The 16,051-nt window shown below is 75.3% G+C and carries 15 protein-coding genes and 1 pseudogene; 7 read left to right on the forward strand and 9 right to left on the reverse strand.

Going from position 1 to position 16,051, the window contains the following annotated elements; all coding sequences use genetic code 11:
• Nucleotides 1-7 precede the first annotated feature (7 nt).
• Complete coding sequence (locus C0216_RS18420) at nt 8-757, reverse strand: peptidoglycan-binding domain-containing protein (RefSeq protein ID WP_114056340.1); 750 nt, start codon at nt 755-757, stop codon at nt 8-10.
• Nucleotides 758-1,403: 646 nt separating this feature from the next.
• Here C0216_RS18420 and C0216_RS33555 point away from each other — a divergent pair.
• Nucleotides 1,404-1,544 (forward strand): hypothetical protein, encoded by a 141-nt coding sequence (locus tag C0216_RS33555; protein ID WP_162793262.1) that lies wholly within the window; start codon nt 1,404-1,406, stop codon nt 1,542-1,544.
• A gap of 5 nt (nt 1,545-1,549) precedes the next feature.
• Here the strand turns inward: C0216_RS33555 and C0216_RS18430 are convergent, their stop codons facing one another.
• The gene (locus C0216_RS18430; RefSeq protein ID WP_114056342.1) at nt 1,550-1,852 is read right to left on the reverse strand and encodes a hypothetical protein; all 303 of its coding nucleotides are present in this window, start codon (nt 1,850-1,852) and stop codon (nt 1,550-1,552) included.
• 47 nt (nt 1,853-1,899) lie between these two features.
• Nucleotides 1,900-2,049, reverse strand: a complete 150-nt coding sequence (locus C0216_RS35235) for a hypothetical protein (RefSeq protein ID WP_342777115.1) — start codon at nt 2,047-2,049, stop codon at nt 1,900-1,902.
• A gap of 78 nt (nt 2,050-2,127) precedes the next feature.
• Here C0216_RS35235 and C0216_RS35240 point away from each other — a divergent pair, with 78 nt between their 5' ends.
• Nucleotides 2,128-2,406 carry a hypothetical protein gene (locus C0216_RS35240; protein ID WP_342777116.1) on the forward strand — a complete coding sequence of 93 codons (279 nt, stop codon included), beginning with the start codon at nt 2,128-2,130 and terminating at the stop codon, nt 2,404-2,406.
• 13 nt (nt 2,407-2,419) lie between these two features.
• Nucleotides 2,420-2,605 (forward strand): annotated as a pseudogene (locus C0216_RS18440) (hypothetical protein); the annotation flags it as partial.
• 156 nt (nt 2,606-2,761) lie between these two features.
• Here C0216_RS18440 and C0216_RS18445 read toward each other — a convergent pair.
• Together C0216_RS18445 and C0216_RS18450 are read right to left on the reverse strand one after the other, a co-directional pair.
• Entirely contained in the window at nt 2,762-5,497 is a 2,736-nt protein-coding gene (locus C0216_RS18445; protein WP_114056344.1) for a LamG-like jellyroll fold domain-containing protein, read from the reverse strand.
• A gap of 157 nt (nt 5,498-5,654) precedes the next feature.
• Nucleotides 5,655-7,589, reverse strand: coding sequence for a glycoside hydrolase family 5 protein (locus C0216_RS18450; protein WP_114056345.1), 1,935 nt, complete (start codon nt 7,587-7,589; stop codon nt 5,655-5,657).
• Nucleotides 7,590-7,781: 192 nt separating this feature from the next.
• On the opposite strand from C0216_RS18450, the gene C0216_RS18455 reads away from it, so the two are divergent.
• The 3 genes from C0216_RS18455 (at nt 7,782) to C0216_RS18465 (ending at nt 9,323) form a co-directional block, all read left to right on the forward strand.
• Entirely contained in the window at nt 7,782-8,084 is a 303-nt protein-coding gene (locus C0216_RS18455; RefSeq protein WP_114056346.1) for a hypothetical protein, read from the forward strand.
• Between the two features lie 82 nt (nt 8,085-8,166).
• On the forward strand, nt 8,167-8,634 hold the full coding sequence (locus C0216_RS18460) for a Crp/Fnr family transcriptional regulator (RefSeq protein ID WP_174250421.1): 468 nt from the start codon (nt 8,167-8,169) through the stop codon (nt 8,632-8,634).
• 245 nt (nt 8,635-8,879) lie between these two features.
• Entirely contained in the window at nt 8,880-9,323 is a 444-nt protein-coding gene (locus tag C0216_RS18465; RefSeq protein ID WP_174250422.1) for an SSI family serine proteinase inhibitor, read from the forward strand.
• Nucleotides 9,324-9,389: 66 nt separating this feature from the next.
• Here the strand turns inward: C0216_RS18465 and C0216_RS18470 are convergent, their stop codons facing one another.
• Together C0216_RS18470 and C0216_RS18475 are read right to left on the reverse strand one after the other, a co-directional pair.
• Nucleotides 9,390-10,256, reverse strand: coding sequence for a GNAT family N-acetyltransferase (locus C0216_RS18470; RefSeq protein WP_114056347.1), 867 nt, complete (start codon nt 10,254-10,256; stop codon nt 9,390-9,392).
• Nucleotides 10,257-10,336: 80 nt separating this feature from the next.
• Nucleotides 10,337-10,771 (reverse strand): hypothetical protein, encoded by a 435-nt coding sequence (locus C0216_RS18475; RefSeq protein WP_114056348.1) that lies wholly within the window; start codon nt 10,769-10,771, stop codon nt 10,337-10,339.
• Nucleotides 10,772-10,916: 145 nt separating this feature from the next.
• Between C0216_RS18475 and C0216_RS18480 the strand changes: the two genes are divergently transcribed.
• A complete protein-coding gene (locus tag C0216_RS18480) occupies nt 10,917-11,642 on the forward strand; it encodes an SIR2 family NAD-dependent protein deacylase (RefSeq protein ID WP_114056349.1) in 726 nt (241 codons plus the stop codon).
• Between the two features lie 45 nt (nt 11,643-11,687).
• Here C0216_RS18480 and C0216_RS18485 read toward each other — a convergent pair whose 3' ends face one another.
• A complete protein-coding gene (locus C0216_RS18485; protein WP_114056350.1) occupies nt 11,688-12,167 on the reverse strand; it encodes a VOC family protein in 480 nt (159 codons plus the stop codon).
• Nucleotides 12,168-12,302: 135 nt separating this feature from the next.
• Nucleotides 12,303-15,878, reverse strand: a complete 3,576-nt coding sequence (locus tag C0216_RS18490; RefSeq protein ID WP_162793263.1) for a bifunctional glycosyltransferase/CDP-glycerol:glycerophosphate glycerophosphotransferase — start codon at nt 15,876-15,878, stop codon at nt 12,303-12,305.
• Between the last annotated feature and the right edge of the window lie 173 nt (nt 15,879-16,051).

Genomic DNA, 16,051 nt, shown 5'->3' on the forward strand with positions numbered 1-16,051 from the left:
CCTGTCGTCAGATGGTGAACTGTGCTCGGGTCGCAGGGCCGTAGACGCCCGACGGGTCGCCGTTGATGCCGCGGTCGCGCTGGAGCTGGGCGACGCCGCGCTTCGTCTGCCCGTCGTACACGCCACTGACCTTCACGTACGTGAACCCCTGTGCGTAAAGCGCCTCCTGGAGGGCGGTCACCTCCGACCCCCGGTCGCCCATGCGGAGCGTGCCCCCGTCGCCGGTCTGCGGCCTTCGGGACGGCGCCGACGCGGACGGCGGCGGCGAGCTGTCTGCCTTGGGGCTCGCCGACGGGGTCGGCGAGGCGGTGCGAGTCGCGGTGGCGGAGGGGGCGGGGTCCGGGGCCGGGTCGGGGGCCCGCAGCTCCGGGACGGACACGTCGGGCCGCTGGGAGGAGAACGCCGGCTCCGGTTCGGCGTCCCCGCCGGGCAGGAGGGCCAGCGCGCCGGCGCCGAGCAGGAGGGCGGCTCCGCCGGCCGCCCACAGGGGCTTCCGGCTGCGGCGGTCCTCCTGCCGCCGGCGGCGGGCCGCCGCGCGGCCACCGGGCGCGGAGGCCGGGGGTGCGGAGGAGGCCGGGGGTGCGGCGGAGGCCGGGGGTGCGGCGGGCTCGGGGAAGGCGGCCGGCGCCGCGGGGCCGGGTTCCGGCCAGGTGATCCCTGCTGCTGTGGAGGTGTGCGGGTGGGGGCCCACCGGGGTCATGTAGGGGCGTACGAGGCGGCCGTCGTCGGACCCGGGCTCGCGGGCGTCTGGGGACATCGTGCTCTCCCGGCGGGGAATGGGACGGCCGGTGTGGCGGTGCGGCGCCGGCCCCCGGCCGGTCGGGGCCGTTCCGGTGGGCGGTTCCTGACCGGCGCACTCTCGCCGACCGGGCGGACCCGGTCAAGCCCGGTGTCCGAACTGCACCATCCGTCCTGCCGGTCGGGGAGCCCTGCCGTGGTCGGCGGTGCGGGGAGGGCGGAACACGGCGGTGTCACCCGGACGCATGAGGGGCGGGGCGCCGGCCGGGCCTCCGTCAGGCATCGTGGACGGCATGCAGCTACGCCGGGCCCTGCCCCTGTCCCTCGTCGCACTGCTCGCCGGGGCGGGCTGCGCAGCGGCCGGCCCGGAGCCGCCGCCGCGCGGGCCGGTGCCGCCGCGGACCTCCGTGCCGCCGCCCGCCGCGCGGGAGGCGGCGCGGGAGGCGCCGCGCGGGCCGGCCCCGACGGCCGGGCCGCCGCCCCCGCCGCGGACGGCCCCGGCGGATGGGGCGGAACAGCCGCCGTCCGGGGTCCCCGATCCGCCGGCGCGGAGTGAAGGCGCCGTCGTGCGGCCGTCCGCGCGGGCCTCGCTCCCTGCCGTGCCGCGGCGCGTGCAGCCGCCGCGGCCGCGGCCGGTGCGGCCCCGGCAGGTGCGGCATACCGCCGTGGCGTCCCCGGAGGGCGCGCGGCCGCCGGGTGCGGAACCGGAGGCGTTCCTGCCGTACGGCGACGACCCCTGTGCCGCGGCGGAGGGTGCCGTGCCGCCGTCGGTGATGGACCTGTGCGTCCGGCAGTACGGACACTGACCGGTTCAGGCGCTCCGGCGGACGCCCGCGGCGACCGCGGCGCAGCGCCGGGCCGTGTGCCTGCGGGCGGTGCGCAGGCGGCGCAGGGTCGTGTGGCCGCGGCGCCGCCATTCGCCGCGGGGCAGGGCGGCGCGCTGGCCGCCGCTGGTGATGAGGGCGTTGACCGGGGCGTGCGGGTCGGTCGCCATGCCCTTGGCCACCAGGACGCCCACCACGAGGGGCAGCACGGCCACGGCCAGGGCCGAGCCGGCGACGGCCACCTGCTGGATACGGGGGCGCGGGGTGCGGAGCGGGGCGTCGGTGGTCATGGCCCCATTCGACCAGCGGCGGCGCGGCGGGGTATCGGGGCGGATACTCAGGTCGTCGGGAGCGGGGTACTCAGGTGCGGCGGGGTGGAGGGGAGGCGGTCGGCGTGGTCGGGTCCGGGGTGTCGTTCGAGGCGGCCGACGGGGACGGGCCGGCGGCGGGTGGCGGGCGGCGCGCCGACGAGGTGCGCACCGCTCATGAGGGGCTGTTGCAGATCCGTCGTGTGGTGAACGGGCCGGAGGGCGAAGGAGTTCCCGCACCGTGGGAAGTCCGGGCCATGCCGCGGGCGGTGGCGCTGGCGCTGGAGGCCGCGGGTCTCCCGCCGTCGGCCGTGGACGCGGAGGGGCGGCGGGTGCGGACCGGCTACCGGGTCGCGGAGGGCCCCGAGGGGCGGGCGCAGGTGTCGTGGGTCGGGCCGCCGGGCAGTGGCGCGGCCGGTGAGGAGCGGGAGCGGCTGGCGGAGTGCGCGGCGGTGCTGGAGCGGCTCGGGTGGGTCTGCCTGCTCTACCGGGGTCCCCGCAGCCGGCGCTTCGTGGAGGTCGAGGCGCCCTGCTGATCGGGCTGGGGCAGTGCCGCGACCTCGGCGGCGACGGCGGAGCGGAGGCCGGGCGGGCCGACGGCCTCGGCCTCTGCACCGAGCCCCAACAGGTCCCCGACGGCGACCGGCTGCGCCTGGGACGTTCCTGCTGCGGGAGGACGGCGCGTTCGACGCGGGCGGCACCCGGTGCGCGTTCGGGGTCGTGCCCGGCTCGGGGACGGGCGGGCCGGCCGGGCTGTCCGGCTCGGGCTCGTTCGCGTACCGGCACGGCGACTCGTCCGTGCCGTATGCCGTATGCCGTATGCGTTCGCGTACGAGCTGGGCCGACCGGGGCGGGAGGGCGCGGAGCCGTGCGGCCCGCGCCCTCCCCCGGCTACGGTGCGCCGAAGGCGAGGGTCAGCTGCGGGGTGCCCTCCCCGGCCGCCGCCTCGGACGACCACAGCCACAGGGCGTCCGACCCCGAGCCGGTCAGCGCCACGCTCCAGGAGGAGCCGAGGGCGGCGGCCACCGGCGCCGCGGACAGGCCCGTGGTGTGGACCGCCGAGCCGTCGGGGACGGGGCCGAAGGTGCCGAGGGCCGGACCGCCCGGCTCGGGACGGGTGTTGTAGGTGGTGGCTGCCTCGCTCCATGCCCCGGCGACCGGCACCACCGAGACGGTGTCGGCCGTTCCGGCGCCGCTCATCGTGCTGGTCTTCACGCTCAGCGAGGCCGACTTCAGCACCGTGCCCGGCGGCGCCGCCGGCAGGTCGAAGCGCAGGTAGGACGTGTACAGCGGGTTGCCGCGGACGGCGAGCGACCCGGAGGTGCCGAAGGCGGTGCCGGGTGCCCCCGCGTTGGCGTACGTGTCCTCGGCGGCGGTCACCCGGACGACCGAGTCGGCGGGCGCCGAGGCGAGGCGGTGGTGCTCCTGGACCTGCGCGGGGGTCAGGACACTGCCGTAGACGGCCGTCTCGTCCAGGCGGCCCGCCCAGAAGTCGCTGGACGGCCGGTTGGGCCAGCTGGTCAGGTTGTCTCCGCCCGCGTGCCAGTAGCCGGCGAAGTTCTCGTGGGTGGTGACGTTCAGGGTGCCCCGCTGGACGCCGTCGACGTAGAGGGCCATCCCGCCGGGCCCCTGGGTGGCGACGGCGTGGTGCCACTTGTCGTCGTTGTAGGAGCCGGCGGTGGTGACGGTGCGGGTGGCGCCGGTGTAGACGCCGAAGACGAGGCGCCCGTCGTTGGTCATGTACAGGTGCTTGTCGTACTGGCTGCTGCGGCGGTCCTGGTTGCTGCCGAAGCCGAAGAGCTTGCCGCCGCGGGTGGTGTTCGTACGGAACCAGGTCTCGATGCTGTAGGCGGCGCCGACCGTCTGCCGGCGGTCCCCGTACACCTTGGTCGCGGCGCCGTCGAAGCCGATGGCGGTGCTCGCGCCGGTCACGGCTGCCGGGGTCTGGCGCAGGGCCGGTCCGGCGAGGTGCACGCCGTTCTGGTTGCCGCCGGCGGACGAGTCGGCGGCGTACGGCAGGACCGCGTCGTCGTAGCGCCAGTACAGCTGCGCACCGTCGGCGCGGACCCGTTCCGCGTAGGCGTCGGCCGAGTGCGGGACGGTCACGGACGCCGTCGCCGACAGGGCGCTGGTGTTGCCGGCCGCGTCGGTCGCCGTCACCCGGTAGGAGTACGTCTGGCCGGGCGTGACGGCGGTGTCGGTCCAGGACGCCTGGGGACGCCTGAAGAAGAGGGAGTCGGCGGCCACCGTGGCGACGGGGGTCGCCGAGCCGTTGCGGTACACCCGGTACGTCAGCCTGCTGTCGTCCAGGTCGAGGCTGGTGCGCCAGCGGACCTGCACCTCGCCGGGCCGGAAGCTCGCCGCGCTCGCGACGGGTGTCGTGGGGGCGCCGGTGTCGCCCGTCGACGCGAAGCGGGTCAGGCTCTGCTGGGCGGCCCCGTTGACGGTGGTGAACTCGCCGCCGACCCACAGGTAGCGCACTCCGGCCTTGGCGCCGACCGCCATCACGCGCGGCCCGATGCCCTCGCCGATGCCGTCGTTGGTGTCGGGCGACCAGCCCAGCTTCCCGGTTCCGGTGGTGGGCTGGGCGAGGAGGTGGTGGCGGGCCCCGTCGGGGAACTCGCCGACGCTGGAGCAGTCGTGGGCGTGCGAGGCGCTGTAGAGGACGCCCTGGTCCGGGAGGACGGCCTGGGTGGCGCCGAGGCAGGTGTCGCGCCAGCGCTGGCCGAAGCCGGCGAGGTCGAGGGCGATGCGGCCGTCGAAGACGCCGCCGCCGGTGCCCTCGTTGGCGGTGTAGAAGCCGCTCTCGTCGGTCGCGATGTCCTTGACGACGGAGTTGGTGTGGATGAAGTTCGGATAGGCCTTCGTGACGGCGCCGCTCGCGGCGTCCACGACGGCCAGGGCGTGTGAGGCGGTGCCGCCCACGGTGAAGAAGTCGCCGCCGAGGAGGACGCTCTGCCCGTCCGGGGTGAGTTCGACGGCCCGGCCGGGCTCGTCGGCGTCGGCCCGGAAGGGGCGCAGCGCCCCGTCGGCGGCGGCGACGGCGGCGAAGCGCTGGCGCGGCTGGCCGGAGACGGTGAGGAAGTCGCCGCCCGCGTAGACGGTGTCGCCGCTGACGGCGAGCGCGCGGACGGTCGCCGCGAAGGCGGGGCGGAAGGACTGCTTCACCGTGCAGGTCGCGACGTCGATCGCGGCGAGGCTGGAGACGGGGGTGCCGTTGACGGCGCCGAAGTAGCCGCCCGCGTACAGGGTGGCCTTGTCGGGTGAGAGGGCGAGGGCCCGCACGGTGGCGGTGCCGCTGCCGACGGTGAAGGACAGCTTGCAGGAGGTCGGGGCGCCGGTCGCGGCGTCGAGCGCGGTGAAGTTCACGGCGGGCTGCTCGGTGCCGGCGCCGCCCGAGGGCGGGCGTACGGCGGAGAAGGTGCCGCCGGCGAAGACGGTGCCGCCGGCCTCGGCGAGGGCCCAGACGATGCCGTTGGGCTGCCAGGTCGGAAGGGCGTCGGCGGTGAAGGCCACGGGCGGGGTGACGGCCCCCGCCTGTGGGAGGACGCCGAGGCCGACGCAGGCGCCGGTCCCGGCCACGGACAGGGCGAGCGCGGCGGCCGCCCCTCTGGTTCTGCGACGCATGAACCCCCCAGGTGGTTGGTGGAGTGGTGCGCTGGTGGCCGGAAACGGACGTGTGGGGCGCCCGCGGCCTGCGTACGGGCACCCTAGGGGGAATCCGGCGCCCGTTCATCGGACTTGGCATATCGGAGGGGAAATCGGTGCGGCCGTGCGGGGGCGGTCAGGCCGTCGGCAGCGGCCGGCACAGGAGCGCCGCGGGGCCGGAGCGGGCGGCGAAGCGGGTGGTGAAGGCGATGCCGGCAGCGTACTCGCCGGGCCCGCACTGGCCCTTGTGGTGGCCGTACGCCCACTCCCCGCCGCCGGCGCCCGCGGGCCGGGCGTCTCCCCGGTCGAACCACACCGTGCGGCCCGGCCCCGCGGCGGGGAGCGCCGTGCGGGCCGGAGCGCAGAGGGCGGCCGAAACCCGGCTGCCGCGCAGGCTGTATCCGATCAGGAAGCGGTCGGCGGGGCACTGGAGCTTGGTGTACCCGGTGGCCCAGTCGCCGCCCGGCGGGACGTGCGCCTCGTTCCGGACGACGGTGTGCGCGCCGGCTGCGGCACGCAGGTCGGAGGTGCTGCACAGGCCGCGCCCGCCGGTGTGCGAGAGGCCGGCCAGGCGGGATCCGTCGGGGCAGGCGGCCTTGCGGGCGCCGCTGTCCCAGTCGCCTCCGGCGCGGGTGAGCAGGGAGGCGCTGTGGTCGCGGTGGTCGGTGGTCAGCTGGTGCCAGGACGGGACGGGGGCGACGGGTCCGGTGCGCCCCGCGGTGGCGGCGAGACCGGCCCAGGGCTGCGTACGCCAGTCCCCGGCGTCCGGTACGCCCGAGCGGCGGCCCGCGGAGTCGTACCGGAGCAGCGCCCAGCTGTCGCCGCCCGGTGTGCCGTCGGCGGCGGTGCTCCAGCCGACGAGCGGCCAGTACGCGAAGTCGGCGTCGGCGGCGGACAGCAGGCCGGTGAGGTTGCGGAACCAGGCCTTCGGGCGGGCGGCGGCCTCGTCGGCGCCGATGCCGAACTCGCTGATCCAGACGGGCGCGGTGAAGTGCGCCCCGGACTCGGCGGCCACGAACAGGGCCTGGTCGTGGACGACCTGCGCGAGCTCGTCCCGGCCGAGGTCCTGGTAGCGGGGGTCGCTGGTCTCGCCGATGCCGGTCGCGCCGCTGTGCCGGGGGCCCGTGTAGCCGTAGAAGTGGGCGGAGTAGACGAGCTTGCCGGAGCGGACGAGGGTGTGGGAGAGGGTGCGGGCCGGGGTGAGGGCCGGGCGGCCGTGCGGGAACCCGTCGACGGGGATGCCGGTCCAGTTGATGCCCTCGACCACGATCAGCAGGTCGGGGTTGCCCTCGGTGAGGATCCGGTCGGCGGCCTCCTGTGCGGCGGCGTGCCAGTCGCGGTCGTCGCCGAGGCCCCAGTTCGGGTCGTGGAAGGTGTCGCGGCGGACCTCGTTGTAGAGGTCGGCGCCGACCACGCGCGGGTTGCCGCGGTAGCGGCGGGCCACGGCCACCCAGTCGTCGGCCCACCGGGCGGTGGTCTGGCCGCTGTTCCAGCGCTCGTTGCCGTCGAGCCCGCAGCACCAGCGGGTGGTGACGGTGTGGTTGTTGAGGATGACGGCGAACCCGGCGCCGGTGAGGGCGGCGACGACGGCGTCGAACACCTGGAGCGGTGTCCTGCCGCGCAGGGCCGGGTTGGCGGCGACCGCCGCGTCCGGAACGGGGGCGGAGGTGCGCAGCATCTCGTTGGAGAACGGCAGCCGGATGCTGTTGAGGCCCAGGGCGCGGAAGTCGGCCAGGAGGGCTGGCATCGGGACGCGGTCCAGGCCGAGGGGGATCCCGTGCGAGTTCTGGCCGGCGTGGTGGGCGGCGGGGTCGGTGCGGTCGCCGGAGCCGTTCCAGGAACCCTGCGCGCCGTCCCAGTTGCCGGAGCGGAGCCGGAAGCGGTCGCCGTCGGCGTCGACGATCCAGCGGCCGCGGGTGGACAGGGGCGGGGTCCACTCCTCGGCGGCCGCGGTCAGCGCGCCGGAGGCGGCTCCCGCCGCGGGCGGCGCGGCCTGCGCCGGGAGGGCCGACACCGGCAGCGCTGCCGCCGCCAGGAGGAGGGCGAGGAGGGGGCGGACGAGGCTCTGCACGGGCGGCTCCTGCCGGTCGGGCGCCCGTGTCCGGGCGGCTGCCGCGGCCAAGTTACCGGCCGGTCGGCACGGGTGGAAGCCGCGTGCGCGGGCCGGCTTGCCGGGCCGACCGGGCGAAACGGCCTCCGGCGGCGGGCTCCTGCCTCTACCGTGCCCTCAGCGGAAGCCAGAGGGGACCGGAGGGTGGGGCGGATGGACGAGGAAGAGGACCTGCGGCTGGCGAGGATGACGCCGGAGATATCGCGCCGCACCCTCGTCATGCTGCGCGGCCTCGCGGGTCTGGAGCCGGCGGAGCGCGTGCCCGAGGACGCGATGGCGGTGGCCGACGAGATCCTCGCCGAGCACGGCACGGACGGGCTGCGCGTGCTGGTGATGACGCTGGCGGCCTGGGCGACGGCCCAGATCGAGAACGTGGCCGAGCTGAGCCGGCGCAGCCACGAGGCGGTGCTCGACGCGATGGAGCTGGCCTGCCTGGAGGCCGGCGCGGAGGACTGACGGCGGGCGCTGCGTCGCATCCCGGATTCGGGGGGTCGTCGGCGACACTGGGGTTAGCGGGGGACCCTGATCGGAGGCCGTCGTGAGCACACCATCCCCTGTCCGGATCGCCGCAGTCCTCTCCGCCGAGCACCGCGGCCGGCTGATGTCCCACGCTCTGGAGGTCAACTTCCCCGAAGGCGCCCGGATCTTCGAGGAGGGATCGCCGTCGGAGTCGTTCTGGATCGTGCGCTCCGGCACGGTCACCCTCCAGACCCCGGTGCCCGGGGGGCGGCGGCCGACGCCGATCGAGAACCTCGGGCCCGGGGAGCTCGTGGGCTGGTCCTGGCTGTTCCCGCCGTACGTGTGGCAGCTGAGCGCGGAGGCGATGACCCCGGTGCGCGCGTACGAGTTCGACGCGACCGCCGTACGGATGGCGATGGACGCCGACCCGGCCTTCGGGTCCGCGGTCGGGCACTGGGTGGGGCGGGTCCTCGCGCTGCGCCTGCAGCAGACCCGCACACGGCTGCTGGACATGTACGCGCCGCGCGCCGCGTCGGCCGTCCAGTAGCCTCCGCGGCCCTGCGCCGGCCGCCGGGAGCGGCCGGGCACCGCGTGCGGGAAACGTTTCAGCGCGTGTGTTCGGCCGAATCCCCGGCGCGCTCCCCCACAGGTCAGTGCGCCCCAGGCCGCTGCGGAGTGCATACACTCGCTCACGAACGGTGACGAAAAATCACGGTGCGAACGGGCGTTCACGGCTTGTGTCGGCAAGACTCCTGTCCGCTATCCGAAGCAACCCACCCAAGGGAGTTCGCAATGCGGTCCATCGCACGGAGTCTCGGCCTCGGTTCCGCCGCCATGGCGCTCACCGCGTTCACCGCGCTGGCCTGGCCCGGAGCGGCCGACGCCGCGCCGACCGGTACACAGAGCATGTACGCGCCGTCCGCCCTGGTCCTGTCCGTGATCGCCGGGGAGGACCCCGCGTACGGGACGGTCCAGCGCGCGGTGACCCTGAGCTGCGCCCCCAGGGCGCACGGCACGCACCCCTCCCCCGCACGGGCCTGCGCCGACATGCGCCGGCACGCCGCGGACCTCGACAGGATCGCCGAGCCCGGCCCGGGAGTCGACTGCACCCGCGAGTGGAACCCGCTGACGGTCACCGCGGAGGGCGTGTGGCAGGGCCGCAAGTTCAGCTACACCCACACCTACGCCAACCCCTGCGGCCTCTACCACACCAGCAGCACGCTGTTCGCGTTCTGACGGCGGCCCTGCACCGGCGGGGGCCGGGCGGCGCCGTGCGACCGCCGTCCGGCCCGCGCCTGCCGGTCAACCGAGTTCGAGGCTCGTCACCCCGTACAGGCCGGCCATGTCGATCCGCGGGGCCGGCCCCGTGTACATGCGGGCGGCCTCGAAGACGGGCTCCATGCCCAGTCCGGCGAGCAGGGCGGTGGCCGCGGCGTTGGCGTCCGGCACGTCCACGGCGACGACTCCGTCCGGGGTCTGCTCGGCCAGGCCGTGCAGCAGGGCGGCCGCGATGTCCGGGCCCGCCGCGTAGAGCGGGCCGATCCGGGCCGCGCCGCTGCACGGCCGGACCACTCCGAGCCCTTCGACGCGGCCGCCGCGGACCGCGGCGAGGGCGGTGCGGCCGGGCAGTCCGGTCCAGGCGGCGAGGAAGCCGTCGCGGGCCTCGGGGAAGAACCGCCGGTCGTAGCCGGCGAGCTGCTCGAACGGCAGCGAGGCGGCGTCCACCAGCTCGAAGCCGGCAGTGGCGCCGCCGGCTGCGGGGCCGCCGCCGTCCGGCCGCGGACGGCCTTCGTGGCGGACGTTGTTCCAGGCAGGCAGGAAGCCGGACCTGCGGTAGTTGCCCTGCTGCTCGACGACGCCGTCGAGGCCCACGAGCCGCCCGTCGAGCCGCTTCATCCCGGCCTGCCACAGCTGGAGGCCGTAGCCGCGGCCGCGGAACTCCGGGCGGACGATGTAGAAGCCGATGAACCCGAAACCGGTGCCGTAGCGCACGGCCGAGATGCAGGCCACCGGCTCGCCGTCGAGCCGGCCCACAAGGAAGCCCGCCGGATCGGCGACCGCGAACGCGTACCGGTCGGTGTCGCCCGGGTTCCAGCCCTCGGCGTCGGCCCAGGTGCGGATGAGCTCCATGTCGGCGCCGCTCGCGCCGGTGATCTCGAATCCCGTCATGTGCCGTGTTGTAGCAGAAGGCGCGGAACGCCCGCAGGCGTCCCGGAGATCCCCAGACGCCCGGCGGCCGGCAGGGGCCGTCAGCCCGCGCAGACGACGTCGTCCAGCTTGATCGGCCGCGAGTCCAGCCGCACGTACGCCGTGAACGTGTCCGTCCCGCCCTCGGCCCAGTACGTGGTGACGGTGGCCCAGCCGATGCCGGCGCCCGGGGCCACGGTGACCGGGCCGATGCCGACGCCCCGGGGCGCGGTGCGGGCGCACAGCAGGACGTCCAGGTCCGCGCTGTGCGCCTGTCTGTCCTTCAGGTGCTGGGACACGCGCAGCTCCCGGTCCCGGTCGGAGGGGCCGCGCTCACCGTAGAAGTCGATGAGGAAGGCGCCGATGGCCGTGGGGCTGTGGCCCGCGGCGGCCGCCGGGCCGGGATCCGCGGGGGCGGACGCGGAGGCCGGGGCGGCCGCGGGGAGCACGAGCAGGGCGGAGAGCGCGGCGCCGAGGCCGTACGGCTTGAGCTTCATGCGGGATGTGTAACCGGCGGCCCGGGCCCCGGGCGGGGGCCGGCCCCCGATCTCACTCCGGTGGGGGGCGGGATTCACCGCAGAACCGATACTGCCGGCGAAATCCGGTCGCGGGCGGCCCTGCGCCGTCCGTAGGGTCGCCCGCATGGGAAAGCCGCTCGTCGCAGTGTTCACCGGGGCCGGAGTCTCCACGGACTCCGGGATCCCCGACTACCGGGGGCCGCAGGGGCTGTGGCGCCGCGATCCCGGGGCCGAGAAGCTCGTCACGTACGAGCACTACATGGCCGATCCGGAGGTCCGCCGCCGGTCCTGGCGGATGCGCGCCGAGGTCGGGGCGCTGAACGCCCGGCCGAACGCCGCCCACCTGGCCGTGGCCGGGCTGGAGCGCAGCGGCATCCCGGTCCGGGTGATCACGCAGAACGTGGACGGGCTGCACCAGCTGGCCGGCATGCCGCCGCGGAAGGTCCTGGAGCTGCACGGCACCGCCCGGGCCGTGGTGTGCACGGCCTGCGCCGCCCGGACCCCGATGGACGAGGCGCTGGCCCGGCTCGCCGCGGGCGAGGCGGACCCCGCCTGCACGGCCTGCGGCGGAATCCTGAAGCCGGCGACGGTGATGTTCGGCGAGCGGCTGGATCCGGAGGTGCTGGCGCAGGCCGTGGCCGTCGCGAAGAACTGCACGGTGTTCTTCGCGGTCGGCTCGACGCTCCAGGTGCAGCCGGCCGCCTCGCTGGCCGGGATGGCCGCCGAGGCGGGCGCGCGGCTGGTGATCGTGAACGCGGAGGAGACCCCGTACGACGCGCTCGCGGACGAGGTGGTCCGGGAGCCGATCGGGACGGCCCTGCCGGCGCTCCTCGGGGCGCTCGCCGCCTGACCGGCGCCCCCGCCGGGCAGGCGGCGGACCTCCCCCGCCGGGCGGTCAGGCGGCGTCCGCGGCCCTGCGCAGCTCCGCCGCGTCCAGCCGCTTCATCGTGAGCATGGCGGCGGTGGCGCGGGCCGCCCGGCCCGGGTCCGCGTCGGTGACCAGGTCGATCACTCCGGGCGGGATGACCTGCCAGGACACCCCGAACCGGTCCTTGACCCAGCCGCAGGCGGACTCCTCGCCGCCGTCGCCCACGAGGGTGTCGTAGTAGCGGTCCGCCTCCGCCTGGTCGTCGCAGTGGATCTGGAAGGAGATCGCCTCGGAGAAGCGGAACTCCGGGCCGCCGTTGAGGCCGACGAACTTCTGCCCGTTGACCTCGAACTCGACGGTCAGCACCTCGCCGGCCCGGTCGGGCACGGCGTCGGTGTAGTGGGCCGTCCTGCCGATCCGCCCGTCCTTGAAGACGGACACGTAGTACGCGGCGGCGGCCTCGACCTCCCCGTCGAACCACAGGCACGTGGTGAAGCCCTTGCTCATGACTGCCTCCAGGAGGGTGCGCGGGGGCGCCCGGCCGGGCGCCGCCCCGTGTCCCTTGTAGACCGGCCCCGGGCCCCGGATTCATCGGTGGCCCGGGGCCAGGTGCGCCGGGTGCCCGGAGTGCACCCGTTCGGACTACGCCTCGCCCGCGGCGCCCTTCGCCAGCATCCGGTCGACGACGCGCTCGGCGGCGCGGCCGTCGTCCAGGTCGCAGAACTCGGCGCGGAACGCGGCGCGCGCGTCCTTGTACTGCTCGCCGAGGGCGTCGGCGTTGCGGATGGCCTCGACGAGGGCGGCCGAGTCGTCCAGGAGCGGGCCGGGGGCCTTCTCCGCCAGGTCGAAGTTGAAGCCGCGCAGTGTGGACCGGTAGTGCTCCAGGTCGTAGGTGAAGAGCAGGATCGGCCGGTCGGTCAGCGCGAAGTCGAACAGGGCCGAGGAGTAGTCCGAGACCAGCACGTCGGCGACGAGCAGCAGGTCCGTCGGGTCGGGCCAGCGGGAGACGTCGACGACGAAGCCGTCGCGGGCCCGGTCGCGGACCTGCTCGGTGACGTGGTGGTGGCCGCGGACGAGCAGGACGTGGTCCTCGCCGAGCTCGCGGCGCGCCGCGTCGAGGTCGATCTGCAGGTCGAGCTTGTAGCCGCCGGACCAGTCCTCGCGGTTCTCCCGCCAGGTCGGCATGTACAGGACGACCTTCTTGCCCTCGGGCAGGCCGAGCCGGCGCCGGACCTCGGCGATCCGCTCGGCGTCGGGGCGGACGAGCGCGTCGGTGCGGGGGGCGCCGGACTCGATGACCTCGCCCTCGTAGCCGAGCGCCCGCTTGAGGATCGGGGTGGCGTACGAGCTCGGGGAGGCGAGCAGGGTCCACTGGGCGCTGTCGTGCTCCAGGCCCTCCAGGATGTCGGGGCTCGTGTAGTAGTCGTGGATGAAGTCGTGGCCGATCTCCTTGATCGGCGTGCCGTGCCAGGTCTGGACGACGACCTGGCCCGGGCGGCGCCGGAAGCGGCGCGGCACGCTGTCGTTCACGACGTAGTAGCGGGCGCGGGCGAGGGCGTCCCAGGCCTCGACGCTGTCGTGCTGGACGGCGCGGGCGGTCGGCGGGACCTCGGTGCGGCCGTCCCGGACCAGCCAGACGTGGTCGAGCTTCTCGCCGCGCCGCAGGAGCTCCTCGTGGATGGCGCGGGGCGAGTCGCCGCCGCCGTGGCCCTGGAAGGCGTCGTAGACGACGACGTCCTTCAGCGGCAGGGCACGGCGCGCCGGGTAGGTCTCGAAGCGCAGGACGCGCTGGGCGTACCGGGAGCGGTCGTGCGGGCTCAGCATGGGGTCGGCGACGAGCACCATGCGGTCGTGGAAGCGGGCCTCGACGCGCATCCGGCGGCCCTCGGCGGAGAGGGCGACGGGGCCGGCGTGCAGCGCGGTCGGCGCGAACTGGACCGGGGCGCCGCGGTCGACGCCGAGCAGGCCGGCGGTGGTGCCGCCCTGGGAGACGGGGCGCAGGGTGGGCCACCAGCGGCCGCTGGGCAGGGTGGTGCGGCCCGCGTACGGCTCGGGGAGGAGGGGCGCGAAGGCCGTCTCGAAGCGGTCGCCGTCCCGGGTGACGGGGTAGCTGAACTCGACGCCGCGGGCGTCGTGGAAGACGAGCTCGTACGGCTCGTCGGTCGGGGCGGTGAAGCGGCCGGCCAGGGTGATGGTGCCGTCCTGGGCGGAGACGGAGTCGACGAGCGGCGGCGAGGGCTGCACCGAGAGGGTGAGGTGGCCGGTGTTGCCGCGCTTGGCGTAGACGGACCGGCCGGTGTCCCCGCCGGGCAGCGGCAGGACGAGTCCGGCGAAGCCGGCGCGCTCGTCGTGCGCGAGGCGGTGTTCGCGGCCGTCTGCTCCGGTGACGGAGAGGCTCCACGGCTCGGGGGCCCACTCGCCGGGGCCGGTCTCGGCGTCCGGTACGGCGGCCAGGTCGGCGAGCGGCACGCGGGCGGTGAACGGGGTGCGGCCGCCGCGCGGGGTGCCGGTCTCGACGGGGAAGGTGGCGGTGGTGCCGGTGGAGACGTGCACCGCGCGCAGGGCGGCGCCGCTGATGCCCGCGGCGAGCTCGCCGGCCACTTCGAGGGCGTCGTCGCCGCTGGGGCGGACGTCGAGGGCGCGGGCGCGGACGACCTCGACCTGGATGGTCAGGGCGCCCTGGGCGTTGGGGAGGATCCGGACGTCGGGGGCCACCCAGTGGGAGGGCGGGTTCTGGCCGGTGTCGGACTCGCCGCCCTTGAGGCGGGCGCGGTGGAGGCCGCCGGGGCCGGTGACGGCGATGGAGGTCGTCCATATGCCGTCGCGCCACTTGCCGCCGGACTGGAAGACGCTCGGGTCGACGACGGCGGCGAAGCCGGCCCAGTCGGCGTGGCGCAGCGCGAGGTGCGGGGCGTTGACGGTGGCCATCGGGGAGGCGACGGTGCGGGCGCCCACGACGGTGCGGCGGCGCTTGCCGCCCTCGCGGAAGACGAGCGCCTTGCGGGAGGCGAGGCGGTTCTCGGCGCCGAGGTGGCCGGGGATCGCGTAGCCGCGCAGGAGCAGCTTGCCGTCCTTCCAGACGGCCTGCTCCAGGCGGCTGACGACGCGGCGCTCGCGGGTGCCGAGCGTGAGGAGCCTGGCGGGGACCGGCGGGCGGCCCTGCAGGAAGGGGTAGTCGGCCTGCGGGCGGGCGAGGCCCTTGACGGGCACGCTGTAGTCGTAGTCGCGCTGGTGGTGGCAGAGGGCGATGAAGTCCTCCACGCGGCCCTCGGCGGCCAGGTACGCCTTGAGGCGGTCGGCGACGGTGAGGTTCGGCCACGGTTCGGGGCCGATCTCCTTGATGAGGCCGCCGACGTGCTCGACGAACGCGGCGCGGAACTCGGGGCCGCCCTCGCCGACGTACTTGTAGATGAGCGGGAGTTCCTCGCTCAGCACGTTGTGGTCGTAGTCGCGCAGGTAGCGGGTGTACTTCGCGCCCTGCTTGGCCTTGAGGGCCTCGCGGACCAGGCGGACGGAGGTGACGCGGTCGATGACGGAGACCGGGTCGGTGGAGCGCTGGGTGATGGAGCGCTCGCCGGTCTCGCGGACCCGCCAGTGGTAGACGCAGTCGCTCAGGATGTCGACGCTGGAGGCGAAGTAGTGCGCGGGGATGCTGACCGGGGCGTCCTCGTACAGGATGCCCTCGGGGTACTGGAAGCCGTGCTCGTCCCAGAAGCTGCGGCGGTAGACCTTGTTCCAGGCGGTGCGGTCGGTGACGAGCGCGGGGAACTTGGAGATGTGGGTCTTCAGCTGCGTCCTGGCGAAGGCCGCCCGGTGGCCCCAGGACTGCTGCATGCCGACGGAGCGGAAGCGCTTGACGTTGCCGCCGGCGAAGTCGGAGCCGGTCTCGTCGAGGGCGGCGATGAGCCGCTCGTACGCGTAGTCCGGCATGGTGTCGTCGCTGTCGACGAAGGCCAGGTACTCGGTTCCCTCGATGAGGTGCCGGGCGCCGACGTTGCGGGCGGCGCCGAGGCCGGCGTTCTCCTGCATGACCACCCGGAACCGCTTGTCCCGCGCGGCGAAGGCCTTGGCGATGGCGGCGCTGTTGTCCGTGGAACCGTCGTCGACCAGGATGCACTCGAAGTCGGCGAACGTCTGGGCGGCGATGGACTCCAGGCACTCGTCGAGGTAGAGCTCGACGTTGTAGACGGGGACGACGATGCTCAGGCGCGGGGGCATGGGGTGCGGGTTCTCCAGCGTGGGGAAAGCTCTTGGGATGATCAGTAGGTGAGAGCATCCTACTCGGTTACAGGATGATAAAGTCCCCCCATCCTGGACATATCCCATGGTCCGCCGGGACGGACGGCAAAGAATTCCGCCGCCCGTCACCTCGGCGTCGGTGTCCGGCCGAA

It is taken from the genome of Streptomyces globosus (assembly GCF_003325375.1).
Classification (GTDB): domain Bacteria; phylum Actinomycetota; class Actinomycetes; order Streptomycetales; family Streptomycetaceae; genus Streptomyces; species Streptomyces globosus_A.

Excerpts from the sequence above, each read along its gene's own strand:
- C0216_RS18480 (WP_114056349.1), top strand. The coding sequence starts at position 10,917 with ATGGGAAAGCCGCTCGTCGCAGTGTTCACCGGGGCCGGAGTCTCCACG.
- C0216_RS18430 (WP_114056342.1), bottom strand. The coding sequence starts at position 1,852 with ATGACCACCGACGCCCCGCTCCGCACCCCGCGCCCCCGTATCCAGCAG.
- C0216_RS35240 (WP_342777116.1), top strand. The coding sequence starts at position 2,128 with ATGCCGCGGGCGGTGGCGCTGGCGCTGGAGGCCGCGGGTCTCCCGCCG.
- C0216_RS18475 (WP_114056348.1), bottom strand. The coding sequence starts at position 10,771 with ATGAAGCTCAAGCCGTACGGCCTCGGCGCCGCGCTCTCCGCCCTGCTC.
- C0216_RS18445 (WP_114056344.1), bottom strand. The coding sequence starts at position 5,497 with ATGCGTCGCAGAACCAGAGGGGCGGCCGCCGCGCTCGCCCTGTCCGTG.
- C0216_RS18485 (WP_114056350.1), bottom strand. The coding sequence starts at position 12,167 with ATGAGCAAGGGCTTCACCACGTGCCTGTGGTTCGACGGGGAGGTCGAG.
- C0216_RS18470 (WP_114056347.1), bottom strand. The coding sequence starts at position 10,256 with ATGACGGGATTCGAGATCACCGGCGCGAGCGGCGCCGACATGGAGCTC.
- C0216_RS18420 (WP_114056340.1), bottom strand. The coding sequence starts at position 757 with ATGTCCCCAGACGCCCGCGAGCCCGGGTCCGACGACGGCCGCCTCGTA.
- C0216_RS18455 (WP_114056346.1), top strand. The coding sequence starts at position 7,782 with ATGGACGAGGAAGAGGACCTGCGGCTGGCGAGGATGACGCCGGAGATA.
- C0216_RS35235 (WP_342777115.1), bottom strand. The coding sequence starts at position 2,049 with ATGAGCGGTGCGCACCTCGTCGGCGCGCCGCCCGCCACCCGCCGCCGG.
- C0216_RS18465 (WP_174250422.1), top strand. The coding sequence starts at position 8,880 with ATGCGGTCCATCGCACGGAGTCTCGGCCTCGGTTCCGCCGCCATGGCG.
- C0216_RS18490 (WP_162793263.1), bottom strand. The coding sequence starts at position 15,878 with ATGCCCCCGCGCCTGAGCATCGTCGTCCCCGTCTACAACGTCGAGCTC.